This window comes from Thomasclavelia sp. (assembly GCF_017889095.1).
GTDB lineage: Bacteria > Bacillota_I > Bacilli_A > Erysipelotrichales > Coprobacillaceae > Thomasclavelia.
Genome location: NZ_JAGHEW010000391.1, coordinates 1 through 15,276, shown reverse-complemented (window position 1 = coordinate 15,276; position 15,276 = coordinate 1). Strand labels below are relative to the sequence as shown.

Here is a 15,276-nt window from a genome sequence, read left to right as displayed (position 1 = left end):
TTATTTTAGTAAATAAGAATTTAATCTATTATAATATTTTACTACTTTAATTAAAAATAATTATAAGTTATATGATAAATTGACAAAGCTAGAAAAAACAATAATAATAAAGTACGAGGTGAATACATAATGCATTATGATTGTTTTGGCTGTGATTTAAAACAAGTTGATAAAATAAGTAAGATTCTAGAAATTCCTAAAGATCAAAAAATTGAATTAAAAAAACGTGTTAGTAATTATTTAGAAAACTGTGATATGAAAAAAACCAATCCAGAAATAATGGGGGAGATTTGGCAAATAATTACTGAATTTTTAAATTGTCCTAACCCTTATGAAGCAATTAAACAAGATTATAATAAATCAGTTTTGAGTTTAGAAACCAAGATAGATGAAATGATCAATCAAAGTGCTAATCCTTTAAAACAAGCTTTTAAAATGGCAATTATTGGCAATATTATTGATTTTTCAGCTAAACATACCTTCAATAAAGATATCTTTTTATCAATGCTTGATCAAAGTAATGAAATGGTTTTAAAAATTGATAAATTAGATGAACTAATCAATAAATTATTAAAAGCGAATACTTTATTATATTTAGGTGATAACTGTGGGGAAATTGTTTTAGACAAACACGTAATTAAAACGATAAAAAAATATAATCCTAAATTAACCGTATATTATGGTACTCGTGGTTACCCGATTATCAATGATGTTACTTGTAAAGACGCTAGTGAAGTGAATATGGCTGAAGTAGCTACTGTGGTTTCTAATGGTGATGGATCACTTGGAACGGTATTAAATAAAGTGAGTCCGGAGTTTTTGGATGTTTTTAACCAGGTAGATCTTGTTGTTTGTAAGGGGCAGGGGAATTATGAAAGTCTATATGGTTGTCATAAAGATAATCTGTATTTTCTTTTTATGGTTAAATGTGACTTGATTGCCAGTACCTTAAAAGTACCTACAATGTCGCTTGTTTGTTTAGTTAATTCAAATAAATAATACTAGACTGATTTTAGTCTAGTATTTCCATTTGGAGATTTTTCATTATATCAATTGCTTTTGCTTGTAAATCAGGATCATTGCTGGCAATACCTTTAGAATCAATAATGATCTTAGCTTCTGGTAAAGCTGCCTTGGCAATCACCGCATTAGAAATAACACAAATATTAGATACCACACCGACTAAAGTGATTTCCTGATAATCTTTATCTTTTAAATAATTACCTAATTCTAAAGAACCAAAAGTTGGTTTTTTTATTTTAAGATCATTTTGACTTAACTGATCAACTTTTCCATACAACTGCCAGCCCTTAGTATTTTCAATACAGTGAACAATTGGTAAATTCTGGCCTTCTTGACTAGTTAAATAATCTTTTTGATGACTGTCAAGCGTAAAAATAACATCATCATTATTTTGATGATATTGATTGATCAAATTAATGATGCGATCTTCAATCTTTAAAGCATCTTCAAAACCTAAGCTGCCAGTTACAAAATCATTTTGATAATCGACTACAATTAATAATTTTTTCATATCCGACCTCCTGATTTCATTCTATCATCATCGTTTGACATTGTAAATATCTCAAGTTATAATCAAATAAATAGCGATAACGGAAAGGAAAATTATGAGCAATACTATAGATAAAAAAGAAAAAAATAATATTTCAAATGAAGAAGCCCTCAATGATGTGGCTCAATTGTTTAAAGTTTTTGGTGATAATACAAGAATTAAAATAATTGATGCTTTAATAAAATCAGAACTGTGCGTTTATGATCTGGCAATGACTTTAAATATGACTCAATCGGCAATTTCACATCAATTACGGGTTTTAAAACAAGCTAAATTAGTTAAATCCAGACGTGATGGCAAATCAATGTATTACTCTTTAGATGATGATCATGTAAAACAAATTTTTGAAGCTGGGTACCAGCATATCATGCATACAAGAAGATAACATCTAATTCATTGATAGGTATTAAGCCTATCTTTTTATTCACGTTTTGTTCACATTGTGAATAAAATGTGAATAATGTGCCTTTTAAGATAATTTGCTTTATTGATTTTCTGATTTTTTAATAATATAATAAATTAGTGGAAAAGAAAGGAAGGGCTTTGATGGATAAAAACTTACAAACGATCATTAAAATCAAACAAAACAACATGATCAAAGCGTTTGCAAAAAATAATATGCAGCTTACATTTGTTGAAGATTTTAATGAATTACATGAGTTATTAAAAAAGTATTTATGTAATCAAAAAACAGTTTCATTAGGTGGTTCGATGACCTTGTTTGAAACTGGAGTGATCGATCAGATTCATCAATCTGACGTCATTTTACACGATCGTTATCAAGAGGGGTTAGATCGTGAAGAAATGCAAGAAATTTTTAGAAAAGCATTTACTAGTGATTTGTTTATTACTAGTACCAATGCACTTACTACTGATGGCTGTTTATATAATGTTGATGGTAATGGCAATCGAGTAGCAGCAATGATTTATGGACCAAAAGAAGTTATTGTGATTGCTGGAAAAAATAAGATTTTTGATAGTGAAGCTAAAGCGATAGATCATATTAAAACCGTTAGTGCACCGGCCAATGCAGTGCGCCTAAATAAAAATACACCATGTACTAAAACCGGAACTTGCATGGATTGTTTGTCACCAGAAAGAATTTGCAGTAGTTATGTAAAACTAGGATATCAGGGAAATGTAGATAGAATTAAAATTATTATTGTTAATCAGGAGCTAGGATATTAAGATGCAAACAGGTATTTTATTTCCATTATCTAGTTTTCCTTCTAATCACGGTATTGGTGATTTAGGTAAAACTGCCTACAAAGTAATTGATTTATTGCAAGAAAGTGGTGCTGACTATCTACAAATATTACCATTTCATCCTTCAACCCAGGCAAATTCGCCATATCGGGCGGTAAGTACGTATGCTGGTGATGAAATTTACATCAATTTAGATTTATTGGTAGAAGCTGGTTTATTAAAGGAAGTACCTAAATATCATCAGGAAGATAAACAAGTTTGTTATGATCAAGTTAGAAAGTTTAAACGCCAATATTTACTTAAAGCTTATCAAAAATTCAAACCTGATCAGGCATACTGGCAATTTTTAAAACAATGTCCATGGGTATTTGATTTTGCTGTATTTTGCACTTTTGCAAATGTTAATGACAGTTATGATTGGGCTAGCTGGGATAATGAATTCAAAAATTATCCTAAGAATCATCAGGTTAATCTAACAAAATATACTAATCAAATTGGTTATTATCAATTTGTTCAGTTTATTTTTTATCAACAATGGTTTAATTTAAAAAAATATGCCAATGAAAAAGGAATCAAGATCATTGGGGATATGCCTTTTTATGTAGATCATGGTTCAGTTGAAGTTTGGCTTGATAATCAGTCATTTTTATTAAATGAAGAAGGTTATCCAACTAGTGTTGCCGGAGTACCACCTGATTATTTTAGTCCAACTGGTCAATATTGGGGCAATCCAATCTATGATTGGCAATATTTAGAAAAACATGATTTTAAATTCTGGATTAATCGAATTGGCTGGGCAAGTCAAATTTTCGATATTACGAGAATTGATCATTTTAGAGCTTTTGATTCTTATTGGGATATTCCTGCCAGTGCTAAAACAGCCATGGAAGGAATGTGGCGCTATGCTCCTGGTTATGCTTTATTTGATACAATTTATGAAAAATTAGGAAATGTTGAATTAGTAGCTGAAGATCTGGGTTATTTAAGACCAGAAGTTATTGAATTAAAAGATCATTATCATTTAAAAGGAATGAAAGTATTTCAGTTTATGCTAAATGATGGTTATGATAATTTAGAAAATGCCTATTTTTATTCAGGAACTCATGATAATGAAACAATTAAAGGCTGGGTCGATGGTTTAAATGATGAAGATAAAGCTAAATTAGAAACAGTTGTATCTAATCAGTTACCATTAAATTTAGCAGTTTTAAAATATTGTTTGCATAGTGATGCCAGTGATGTAATTATTCCAATTTGGGATTTACTGGAAGTTGGAAACGATCAGCGTTTTAATGTTCCAGGGGTCGTTAATGATACTAACTGGACTTATCGGGTTAGTTCAATCGATGAAGTAAGTAAAGGATTAGCTTTATTTAAACAATTAAAAAATAGCTAATATTTTAAATTTTCTTACATATAGTATATAAATAGGGGTGAGTTTAAATGAGTTATAAAAAAATTGCAATTGAAGATATTAACTTAAATCCTTTTACCACAATTGGTAAAGATTGGCTATTAATTAGCGCTAAAAATGGTGACCGGGTTAATACAATGACTGCTTCTTGGGGCGGTCTAGGTGTTATTTGGAATAAAAATGTAGCTACTGTCTATATTCGTCCACAACGATATACCCGTGAATTTGTTGATCAAAGTGATTATTTTACGATTACTTGTTTTAAAGGATATAAAAAAGAATTAGGGGTTTTAGGTAGTAAATCTGGTCGTGATGGTGATAAAATTGCGGAAGTTAAATTTGATCTTGAAATGGTTGATGATCAGCCAACCTTTAAACAAGGAACGATGTGTCTAGTTTGTAAAAAGCTATATCGTGGTAAAATTGAACCTGATAGTTTTATCGATTCTTCGTTAGATCAAAAAAATTATCCAGCTAAAGATTATCATTATCTTTATATTGGGGAAATTGAAGCTATTTATGTAAACGAAAAAGATTAAATTCTTTTTCGTTTATTTTTTTTATTTAAGGCAATAATTACAATGGTGAGAATATGCAACTAATAGAATTAATTATTGTTCCGTTAATATCATTGATCATTTTGTTTATTATTACTAAATTAATGGGCTATCGTCAAGTCAGTCAATTAAATATGTATGACTATATCAATGGGATCACCATTGGCAGTATTGCCAGTGAATTAGCTTTAAGCGGCTTTAAGAATTTATTACCACCATTGATTGCCATGTTAGTATATGCAATAGTGATCATTGGTTTATCGAAAATGGCAGGTAGCTCTTTAAAAATGCGAGATATCATTGATGGTCATCCGGTTATTCTATATGAAAACAATAAAATCTATAATCAAGAATTAAAAAAAGCAAAACTAGATTTAGATGAGTTTTTGATGCAATGTCGAATTAATGGTTATTTTGATTTATCGCAGTTAGATACAGTTATTTTAGAAACTAATGGTACGTTAAGTTTTAATCCTAAAACACAATATCGACCAACTGTTTTAAAGGATTTGAAAACGAAGACTAATAATGAAAAATTACCAGTCTTGCTGATCAAGGAGGGTGTTATTTTAAATGAAAATTTAAAACTGATAAATCGTGATATTAATTGGATCAACCATGAATTAACAGTTTTAAATTTAAAATTAGATAAAATTATCTTAATGTATCAACAAGATAACAATAATATTTTGGTATATTCTAAAAATAATATTGAAAAAAGATATAATTAAAAGTTGTGAATGATCACAACTTTTATATTTTGGAATTATTTTTTTTATATTTATCATAAATGATCTTTAAACCTTTAAAAGTTAGATCACGATCATAAACATCAATCAAATCAGTTTCATTAAAGATGATCCGTCCTAAACCGCCAGTAGAAATAACCTTTAAATTATCTCCATATTCAGTTTTTAAAGCACAGATGATATTTTCAGTTAATCCGATATAACCATAGACAATTCCCGCCTGCATACTAGAAACAGTATTTTTACCAATAATCTTGCTTGGTTTTTTTATTTCAATTTCTGGTAATTTGGCTGCCTGATTAGATAAAGCATTGGCGCTTGTACCAATACCAGGGGCAATGACACCGCCTAGAAAATCCCCGTGATCATTAATAATATCAAAAGTTGTTGCCGTACCAAAATCAATTACTAAACAAGGACCACCATAAATATAAAATGCTCCAGCAGCATCGACCAAACGGTCAGCGCCTAATTCTTTAGGATTATCGATCTTGATACGAATTCCCGTTTTGATCCCCGGTCCAATATTAATTGGTTCTTTATGAAAATATTTTTTGATTGAGTTATTAAACGAATACATGATCTTTGGCACAACTGATGCAATGATTACATCTTCGATTTGTTCTACAGCAATATTTGATGCTGATAAAAAGCTTAAAAGCATAAAACCATATTCATCAGAAGTTCTATCTAATTTAGTGGTTAAACGGTAGTTACCGACAATTTGATCTTGATCAAACAATCCCATTGTAATATTAGTATTGCCAATATCAATTACTACTAACATTTTCGTTCCTCCTCAATTTCCATTAATTTTGTTAAAATCATTTTACTAACATCATCTTTTGACATTATTTCTTTTTCTTCGATTTTATCTTTAGTAATTAAAGTAACTTTGTTTGTATCTTTACTAAATCCAGCTCCTTCATCTTTTAGGTTATTAGCCACTAAAAGATCACAATTCTTTTTAATAAATTTTTCTTTGGCATGATTAATTAAATTTTCTGTTTCCATAGCAAAACCACATATAATTTGATTAGTTTTATGATTTCCTAGATATTGCAAGATATCATCGTTTTTAACCATCTCTAAAACTAAATTATCATCTTTTTTCTTGATTTTTTCACTGGCAATTTCTTTAATACGATAATCACCGACTGCAGCAGCTTTAATAATAAAATCATTGTTTTGGTAGTTTTCTTTTACTGCCCTAAACATATCTTTAGCTGATGTAACATTGATGCATTTTATTCCATAAGGTACTTTTAAATTAGTAGGACCACTAATTAAAGTAACTCGAGCACCTAAACAAAAGGCTTGTTTAGCTAAAGCATATCCCATTTTACCGCTTGAATGATTAGTGATATAACGAACTGGATCGATAGCTTCTTGAGTGGGTCCAGCTGTAATTAAAAAATGTTTATTTTTTAACGGTTTAGGATTTAAGCAATATTCGATCATTGTGATAATATCATCAATGTCTGCTAATTTACCACGACCTAAATCACCACAAGCTAATAAACCGTAACCCGGTTCGACAAATTTGATCCCATACGTTTTACATCTTTCAATATTGCGCTGGGTAGCTAAATTATCATACATATTAACATTCATTGCTGGAGCAATTAATTTTGGACAAGTTGCCGCAATAAAAGTTGAAGTGACGATGTCATCACAAATCCCATTGGCAATCTTACCAATGATATTTGCCGTTGCCGGGACAACGACAAAACAGTCCGCTTTTTTAGCATAACTGATATGTTTGATTTGATAGCCTTCATCATCAAAATCATCAATTAAAACGGGTTTATTAATGAGCGAACCCAAGGTTAATGGACTAATGAATTTAGTCGCATTGTTCGTCATGATAACTTCTAAGTCATAATTTAATTTTTTTAAAGCACGCAGTAAATCACAAACTTTGTAGGCAGCAATACTACCGCTCACTCCAACAACAATTGTTTTCATGTTAACTTCCTTTCTTTGTATATATTAATAATGGCTGGCAAACAAATAAAGCAATCACAGTTCCGACGATAGCTTCCAGAATACCGTTTGTAGTTATTATACCAATTAAATAAGCAACTAACAAATTAAAATCTTGACCAATTGCCTGAGCATAGCTTTGACCAAAGATAAAATAAATACCTGCTAATACTAAAATGGTATTTACTAAAGCACCAGTTAAACCAGCAATAATTATTCCTAAATTCTTTTGTGCAAATTTTTTTTGCAATAATTCAAAAATAATTCCTGAAACATAGCCAATTAAAACTCTAGGAACGATGGCAATAACCGCACTTAAAATATTTCCACTAATAAAAGGGGAAAAGACAAACGAAGTTATCGTTGGATTAATTGTATTATAACATAAACTTGATAATCCAAAAACTAACCCGATGATTGCACCACCTTTTTTTCCTAGAATTATTCCAGCGATAATTACAGGAATGTGTAATGTCGTTGCACGCAATGGTCCAATAGGAATGTATCCTAAAAAAGGAATAAATACTAATAGCATCTCAATGGCAATAAACATTGCATACAAAACCAAATCTTTAATTTTTTTATTTTTCATTGTACCTCCACTACCGTTCACGATGGATACGGTGTTAAAATATATTTTGTTATTAGCGATTAGATAATTAGTGCCTTGTCACTATTAAATACTCATCCAATAACAAAGCTATTATATTACTATCTTATTAATTATTCAATCTTTTCAATTGCTTATCAAGATGTTTAAGTGGTAAAATAAGTTCAGGAGGTATAAATCAGATGAAAAAAGTAGCCGTATTATTTCATAATGGTTTTGAAGAATTAGAAGCATTAAGTGTTGTTGATATCATGCGTCGTGCTGGTGTTACATGTACGATGGTTGGTATGAATGAAGATGAAGTGACTAGCTCACACCAGATTAAAATAAAAATGGATTTAGTCTATGATAATAATTTAGATGATTATGACATGATTGTTATTCCTGGCGGGATGCCGGGAGCAACTAATTTAAGAGATGATCCACGGGTCATTGAATTAGTAAAACAATTTAATCAGGCTAATAAAATTATTGGGGCTATTTGTGCGGGTCCGATTGTTTTGCAAAAGGCTGGCGTGATTACTGGTAAAACAGTAACCTGTTATCCTGGTTTTGAAACCCAGCTAACTAGTGCTAATTACCAAGAAGCATTGGTTCAGGTAGATGGAAATATTGTTACTGGAAAAGGACCAGCAGCTGCTTTAGCTTTTGGTTATACGTTATTAGAACAGTTAGGATATAACAGTGATGATATCAAAGAAGGAATGCAGTATAACTATTTAAGTAAAAATATTTAATCTTTTTCTTTCAATTAATGTTTATTTAGAGTATAATTACCATTGCAAAGAATGATAATTATAATGGCTAAATTCAAAATCTTTGTAAAAAGTGTGATTTCAAGTCACACTTTTTTCTATTTTAGCTAGATTATTTAAAACAACAAAAGTAAAAAACAATTCAACGATACTATTAATACTGCCAAACATAACGATCAACATCCCTAAAATTAATAATTGACCGCGATAATTAGCTGATATTTTTTGATAAATATTAAAATCATAACTTAATAGATGATTAATTAAAAATTGGATTATTATTAATAAACTGATCGTTGATATCATTGAAAAAATAATATGTAAAGTAGAAGTTAGATCTTGACTATCAAGATGATAGGGTAAATAGCCACCGACTAACATGGAAATAAAGCTAATTACAATTAATCCGATTTCTCTTTTTCTAAAATAACTAAACTGTCGATATATTTTTATTGTTTTAAATAACAAAAATAATGAAAGTAGTGTTAACCAGATTAAATAATAGATTCTTAAATCATCTTGATAAGATAAATAAGTGAAATTATTATAAAACCATGATGTTTTTAAAGATAGCATCAAGGTAATAAAAAACATGATCAAATACATTCTTTTTCCTCCAATTAAAAAGTATTTTAATAAAAATCAAAAAAATTGTAAATAATAAAAGAAAAAATCAAATTAGCGGGATAAATAATATATAGGAGGTGTTTACTTTGAAGATCAGATTAAAAAATATTCATGCTAATTTAGTAGACGAACGTGGGGTGAAAAAGTTATTAGATGTAAGGGCTAAAATGCAAGTTGATTATGTTTATAATCAGGATGGGAAACTGGAATTAAATTATCATATTTCCGTAAATGAAGATGATCATAAATTATTTGTTGCCAAGATTACTTATTTAATTGAAGAAACGGTTTTTAAGATTGATGAAAAAGAAACAGTTACTAAAGCTATCAGCCAGTTAGAAAAACGGATCGATATTATTTTAGGTTTGTTATGCGAAGAAATTGGGATAAATTTACTAAGTTGATTAATTCAATCAACTTAGTAACAAACTAATAATAAAATCATATTTTATAGTAGAGGTGGAATATGATAGTTTATATTAAAGATAATGACAATCGCTGTAAAGTTTTAGCTGATTTAATGAAACAGGATGGTCATCAAATCGAAACAGATGTTAAAATGCTTACTTCTTGCCAGCTTGTTTATCTAGGTAAAGATGGCAGCGGTTTTGAACAGGTTGATTTTCAAAATCAGGCAATTGTTTTAACGTTATTAAAAAATCAGCGTTTGACTTATTTAAGCAAACTGAAAGGTTTTATTTATCAATATTTATATAGTGATGAAAAGTTTATTTTGGAAAATACTTATATTAGTGATGAGGCGTTAATTGCATATATGATTATTGATAATCAAATCAGTATTGCAAATTCCAAGATCTTAATTTTAGGTTATGGTCATTGTGGTCAAGATCTAGCTAGTAAATTAAGTCGTTTTAATGCGAAGATTAGTGTTGCCAATCGTGATAATCATCACTTTGATGAAGTTGTTAAAGAGGGCTATTCATATCATTCATTAAAACACTTAAACTTAAACGAATATGATTTTATTATTAATACTATTCCTAAACCGGTAATTACTAAAAAGATTTTAAAAACCAAAAAACCAACTGCAAAAATATATGATCTTTCATCAAAACCTTATGGTGTGCATTTATCAGATCGCGATGATCAGTATCATTTATTGAAACAATTACCAACTAAATACGCTTATCAAAGCAGTGGCTTAGTTCTTTATCAGGCAATTAAAAGGGTGGTTGAAAAGCATGCTGGAAAATAAAAAAATTGGTATTGGAATTACCGGTTCATTTTGTTCTTTGAAAAAAACTTTAGCAGTCATTGAAGAATTAGCTAAACTTAAATGTGATTTATATATTTTTGTTAGTGAAAAGATCTTAACATTAGATACTAGATTTAATCAAGCTAATGAATTAATTGCTAAATTGGAAAAATATGCTAAGCGGTGTGTGATTGATAATGTAGTTGATAGCGAAATTTTTGGGCCAAAAATACCTTTAGATATCATGTTAGTAATGCCATGTAGTGGTAATACTGTCGCTAAACTAGCTCATGGGATAAATGATAATGCAGTAACGATGGCTTGTAAATCAACGCTTCGTAATGAACATAATGTTGTTTTAGCGATTGCTACTAATGACGCTTTAAGTAATTCGGGTAAAAATATTATGCAGTTATTAAATACGAAACATTTTTATTTAGTTCCAATGTACCAGGATGATTATCAAAAAAAACCTAATAGCATGTTATTTGATGAAAATCTGGTTATCCAGACTTTGATCAGTGCGTTAAATAATCAACAGCTTCAGCCAGTTTTCGGGGTAAAAAAAGATGTATAGGGTATTAAAGTTCGGTGGTACATCGTTAAAAGATGATTCAAGTATCGAAAAAACAATTAATATCATTAAAAAACAGCTGAATAAAAAACTTATCGTGGTAACTAGTGCGATGGGACGTTATGATGATCCTTATGCAACTGATACTTTAAAAACACTGGCAAAAAATATAACTTATGATGAACAAAGCCGTTTGCTTAGCTGTGGTGAGATAATTAGCAGTGTTGTTTTATCTAGTAAATTAAATGATAATCAAGTAAAAGCAATTTCTCTTTCTGCTAATCAGTCGGGATTAAAAATACGAAACAAAAAATTAGTTGATGTTGATATTAAAAAAATAAAAAAATATTTAGAAACATATAATGTGGTAATTATTCCTGGTTTTCAAGGAATTAATCGCCAGATGGAAATCGAGATTTTAGAAAAAGGGGATAGTGATTATACTGCCGTCTATCTGGCAAGAAGACTAAATTTAGATCGGGTTTATCTTTATAGTGATGTTTGTGGTATTTATACTGGTGATCCTAAATATATTGATGATGCCAAGCTGTTAAATCATGTTGGCTACCATCAGGCAATGGATCTAGCAAAGCATAAAGCGCGGATCATTTGTTATAAGGCGTTAAAAGAAGGAAATAAAAAGCCGGGATTTAAAATTAAATTAAGTTCTTATTTAAATAATCAAATCGGAACATTAATTGATCACGACGATACCAAGATCAAAACGATGTCAATTGATTTTGATTTTTGTTTAGTTCATTTTGAAAAAGAAATTGTATCAAAAGATTTAAATTATCTTTATGACCAGTATGGTCAAAATTATTTTGTTAATAAAAATGACCTGGATAAATTAGTTACCCCTTATCTTATTATTAAAAATTATGTTAAGGTACATTTTGTTGGCTGCGGTTTAAATCATGATAAAATTTATCGTAATTTTTTAGATCAATTTGCAATCGTTTCGCAAAAAGAAACGGCCAGTTATTATATAGATGAAAAATCCTGGCATCAGGATATTAATTTATTACACGATGTTATTGTTAGATGTGATTAAGTATTTTATTAGAATTATTATCTAAAAATCGGCAATAATAAAGCCAGAGTAAATTAATAGAATAATAGTTTTACTAAAATTGAAATTAAATTAATTTAATTTTGCTTAGAATTTTGTTACAATTAGATTAGAAAATATTAGTAAACACTTATTAAATGTGCTAATATATTGAAATTACAGTTTAAAATAATATAAAAAACAGTAACTATAATAATGGAGGTAACGATGAAGAAAGAAATAGTGAAGATATTGCCGTTAGGTGGTCAGGCAGAAATGGGAAAAAGTATGTACTGCATCGAAATAGATGAAAAAATATTTATTATTGATGCTGGTTTTCGCTTTCCCGAAGTAAGTAAACTGGGTGTTGATATAATTATTCCTAGTTTTGATTATTTAAAAGAAAATGAAGAGCGGATCGCTGCAATCATCATAACTCATGGCCATGATGATGTCATGGCGGCATTACCATATTTATTAGAAACAATTAGTGTTCCCGTTTATGCGCCAGCATTAACAGCTGATTTAATTGATCAAATGTTAAAAAGATACAAAAAACATAATAATTTAAAATTAAATTATGAATTAATTCAAGTTAAACGCAATGATTCAATCATTATTAATGATGTACCAGTTGAATTTTTCCCAGTTACACATTCTATCCCTGGAAGTGTCGGCGTTGCTTTATGGAGTGAAGGTGGTTATATCGTTTATAGTGGTGAATTTATCATTGATTTTGGGGCACCAGAGGGATTTCGCTGTGATATCCAAAAAATGATGGAAATTGGCAAAAAAGGAGTATTAGCATTACTTTGTGAATCATCTTATTCTAAAAATGCTGGATATACATCACCTAAGCATAAATTGACAGATAAACTTGATCATATTTTTGAAGATAGTGAAGGTAGAATAATTATTACTAGCTATGCCCAGAATATTTTTAGAACTAAAGAAATTGTCGAATTAACTAAAAAATATAATCGTAAAATAGTTTTTTATGGACGTGATAAATATGACAGTACTAACAGTATCGTTAGAATCGGTCAACGTTTAAAAAAAGCCGTGATTGAAATTCCTAAAAACATCATTGCCTTTTCAACTGATATTGGCAAAAAAGGAATTGATGATAATTTAGTGGTTTTATTAAGCGGTACACCACAGCGAATTTATCATGATATTTTAGATATTATTGATGGTGGCGATGAATGCTTAAAATTAAATGAAAATGATACTTTTATTGTCGCTTCACCAGTTATTCCAGGAACGGAAAAGATTGCCAATAAAGCAATTAATGAATTATATAAAACAGATGCAACTATCCATGTTTTGAAAAACAAAGAATTATGTTCGATGCATGCTTCGCAAGAAGATATTAAAGTTATTATTCAAATTTTTAAACCAAAATATTTTGTACCAATTAAAGGAGAGTATCAACATTTTATTTCTAATCTTGATATAGCTAAAAGTATGGCTATCGAAGAAGAAAATGTCGGAATTATTGATAATGGTGAAATTTTGACATTTACTAATGGGAAATTACAGGATTATCGTGATACAATCGAAGTTGATGATATCATGATTGATGGAATTGGTGTTGGTGATGTTGGTGATAAAGTAATCGATGATCGTATCCAGTTATCTAATGATGGTGTCGTAGTTATTGGTTTAACGATCGATAGTAAATCAAGAGAAATTATTGCTAATACTGATGTACAAACTAGAGGTTTTGTTTACTTGCGTGATTCTGAATATATCATTAAAGGAATCATTGATATTGCTGAAAAATGCGTTGATGAAATGAAGGCAGATGAAAATTTAGAAGCGGTAGAAGTAAGACAGACAATCAAAGAAAAGGCAAATAAATATATTACTAAAGAAACTGGTAAAAAACCTGTTATTTTACCAATCATAATTGAAGTTTAAGCAAGTTTATGCTTGCTTTTTCTTTTTTGCCAGGATTTGATGTGTTATAATGATTGAGTTAAGTTAGGAGGGAAAAGCTGTGGCAAAAACAAGTCGATCAAAAAAATCAAAGCAAGAACAAATTAGTGAAGCCTTAAAGACTAGGATTATTGCAACAATTGTTTTATTTTTAATCGTTGTCAGTGCGATGGAATTAGGCCCAATTGGTCAGCAGTTAAGCTTTTTATGTACCTATCTTATCGGAAATTTTGTCGGGATTGGTTATGTAATCTTTATATTTTTATCAGGATATGTGATTTATAAGGCAAAATTGCCTAAATTAACAGGTCCTCGAGCGATTGGCTTATATTTAGTTATTGGTGCTATTTTAACATTAATGTCATCACTAAATGATGATTTGATGATTGGAACTAAAGTAATCAATCAGTATATTACTTTAGCTCCTTGTAATCGTGGCGGTTTTTTAGGTGCTATTTTTTATGGCTGTTTAAGTGCGATGTTTGATAAAGCAGGAGCAATGATTGCTGCGGGATTTATTTTAATTATTGGTTTAGCTTTATTAGGAAGTAAATTTTATGTTGAGTATTTAAAAAATAGACCGCAAAATGATTCTAAAAAAACTAAAACTAAAGATACAAGTAAGTTTGTTGATTTCTTTGGCCGTAAAAAAGAAAAAGAAAAAGTCTTTTTTCCTGAAGAAATATTTGAAGAACCGAAAAAAAGCAAATCAAAAGCAAAACCTAAAGAAAAACCAGCTGCTAAAATTCATTTAGAAGAAGACGAAAACATTCCTTCTGCATTTGAATTTAATGATGATTCAATGACTTTAGAAATCAAAGATAAACAGCCTAAAATTCATGAAGATGTTAAAAGTGTTAAACCAGTAAATAAAGACTATCATTTACCGGCACTAAGTTTATTAAAAAATACTACAGTAAAAAAATCAAACCGAAACAAAGAAGCGGCTGTTGATAAGGCAAAAACATTAACTGATGTTTTAAATCAATTTGGAGTTAAAGCAACTATCAGTGATAT

Annotated in this window: 17 protein-coding genes and 1 pseudogene; 13 read left to right on the top strand and 5 right to left on the bottom strand. The window is 29.6% G+C overall.

What is annotated here, in order from left to right; translation table 11 throughout:
* Positions 1 to 129 precede the first annotated feature (129 nt).
* Positions 130 to 999, top strand: a complete 870-nt coding sequence (locus tag J7M77_RS16605; protein ID WP_296880590.1) for a DUF89 domain-containing protein — start codon at positions 130 to 132, stop codon at positions 997 to 999.
* Between the two features lie 13 nt (positions 1,000 to 1,012).
* On the opposite strand, the gene J7M77_RS16600 is transcribed toward J7M77_RS16605, so the two are convergent.
* A complete protein-coding gene (locus J7M77_RS16600) occupies positions 1,013 to 1,534 on the bottom strand; it encodes a cysteine hydrolase family protein (RefSeq protein ID WP_296880588.1) in 522 nt (173 codons plus the stop codon).
* Positions 1,535 to 1,628: 94 nt separating this feature from the next.
* Here J7M77_RS16600 and J7M77_RS16595 point away from each other — a divergent pair, with 94 nt between their 5' ends.
* From J7M77_RS16595 to J7M77_RS16575, 5 genes are all read left to right on the top strand, one after another.
* Entirely contained in the window at positions 1,629 to 1,958 is a 330-nt protein-coding gene (locus J7M77_RS16595) for a metalloregulator ArsR/SmtB family transcription factor (RefSeq protein ID WP_296880578.1), read from the top strand.
* A 161-nt stretch (positions 1,959 to 2,119) separates the two neighbouring features.
* Positions 2,120 to 2,761 carry a lactate utilization protein gene (locus J7M77_RS16590; protein ID WP_296880577.1) on the top strand — a complete coding sequence of 214 codons (642 nt, stop codon included), beginning with the start codon at positions 2,120 to 2,122 and terminating at the stop codon, positions 2,759 to 2,761.
* A 1-nt stretch (position 2,762) separates the two neighbouring features.
* Entirely contained in the window at positions 2,763 to 4,175 is a 1,413-nt protein-coding gene (gene malQ, locus J7M77_RS16585; protein WP_296880576.1) for a 4-alpha-glucanotransferase, read from the top strand.
* A 47-nt stretch (positions 4,176 to 4,222) separates the two neighbouring features.
* On the top strand, positions 4,223 to 4,732 hold the full coding sequence (locus J7M77_RS16580; protein WP_296880575.1) for a flavin reductase: 510 nt from the start codon (positions 4,223 to 4,225) through the stop codon (positions 4,730 to 4,732).
* A 53-nt stretch (positions 4,733 to 4,785) separates the two neighbouring features.
* Entirely contained in the window at positions 4,786 to 5,481 is a 696-nt protein-coding gene (locus J7M77_RS16575; protein ID WP_296880574.1) for a DUF421 domain-containing protein, read from the top strand.
* 22 nt (positions 5,482 to 5,503) lie between these two features.
* Here the strand turns inward: J7M77_RS16575 and J7M77_RS16570 are convergent, their stop codons facing one another.
* From J7M77_RS16570 to J7M77_RS16560, 3 genes are read right to left on the bottom strand one after another with little or no spacing between them, the layout of a single operon-like run.
* On the bottom strand, positions 5,504 to 6,286 hold the full coding sequence (locus tag J7M77_RS16570; RefSeq protein ID WP_296880572.1) for a type III pantothenate kinase: 783 nt from the start codon (positions 6,284 to 6,286) through the stop codon (positions 5,504 to 5,506).
* Positions 6,280 to 7,467: a bifunctional phosphopantothenoylcysteine decarboxylase/phosphopantothenate--cysteine ligase CoaBC gene (gene coaBC / locus J7M77_RS16565; protein WP_296880571.1), complete on the bottom strand. Its 1,188-nt coding sequence runs from the start codon at positions 7,465 to 7,467 to the stop codon at positions 6,280 to 6,282. The genes J7M77_RS16570 and coaBC overlap by 7 nt, the downstream gene beginning before the upstream one ends.
* Position 7,468: 1 nt before the next feature.
* Positions 7,469 to 8,077, bottom strand: a complete 609-nt coding sequence (locus tag J7M77_RS16560; RefSeq protein WP_296880569.1) for an ECF transporter S component — start codon at positions 8,075 to 8,077, stop codon at positions 7,469 to 7,471.
* A gap of 200 nt (positions 8,078 to 8,277) precedes the next feature.
* Between J7M77_RS16560 and J7M77_RS16555 the strand changes: the two genes are divergently transcribed.
* Positions 8,278 to 8,832, top strand: a complete 555-nt coding sequence (locus tag J7M77_RS16555) for a DJ-1 family glyoxalase III (RefSeq protein ID WP_296880567.1) — start codon at positions 8,278 to 8,280, stop codon at positions 8,830 to 8,832.
* Between the two features lie 99 nt (positions 8,833 to 8,931).
* On the opposite strand, the gene J7M77_RS16550 is transcribed toward J7M77_RS16555, so the two are convergent.
* The gene (locus J7M77_RS16550) at positions 8,932 to 9,456 is read right to left on the bottom strand and encodes a hypothetical protein (RefSeq protein ID WP_296880566.1); all 525 of its coding nucleotides are present in this window, start codon (positions 9,454 to 9,456) and stop codon (positions 8,932 to 8,934) included.
* A 107-nt stretch (positions 9,457 to 9,563) separates the two neighbouring features.
* Between J7M77_RS16550 and J7M77_RS16545 the strand changes: the two genes are divergently transcribed.
* The 6 genes and pseudogenes from J7M77_RS16545 to J7M77_RS16520 all read left to right on the top strand — a co-directional run.
* Positions 9,564 to 9,881, top strand: a complete 318-nt coding sequence (locus J7M77_RS16545; RefSeq protein WP_296880564.1) for a hypothetical protein — start codon at positions 9,564 to 9,566, stop codon at positions 9,879 to 9,881.
* 62 nt (positions 9,882 to 9,943) lie between these two features.
* A complete protein-coding gene (locus J7M77_RS16540) occupies positions 9,944 to 10,693 on the top strand; it encodes an NAD(P)-dependent oxidoreductase (protein WP_296880562.1) in 750 nt (249 codons plus the stop codon).
* A complete protein-coding gene (locus J7M77_RS16535; protein WP_296880561.1) occupies positions 10,680 to 11,270 on the top strand; it encodes a dipicolinate synthase subunit B in 591 nt (196 codons plus the stop codon). The genes J7M77_RS16540 and J7M77_RS16535 overlap by 14 nt, the downstream gene beginning before the upstream one ends.
* Positions 11,263 to 12,321, top strand: coding sequence for an aspartate kinase (locus J7M77_RS16530; RefSeq protein ID WP_296880559.1), 1,059 nt, complete (start codon positions 11,263 to 11,265; stop codon positions 12,319 to 12,321). The genes J7M77_RS16535 and J7M77_RS16530 overlap by 8 nt, the downstream gene beginning before the upstream one ends.
* Positions 12,322 to 12,546: 225 nt before the next feature.
* A complete protein-coding gene (locus J7M77_RS16525; protein ID WP_296880557.1) occupies positions 12,547 to 14,241 on the top strand; it encodes a ribonuclease J in 1,695 nt (564 codons plus the stop codon).
* A 79-nt stretch (positions 14,242 to 14,320) separates the two neighbouring features.
* Positions 14,321 to 15,276: pseudogene (locus tag J7M77_RS16520) on the top strand (DNA translocase FtsK); the annotation flags it as partial.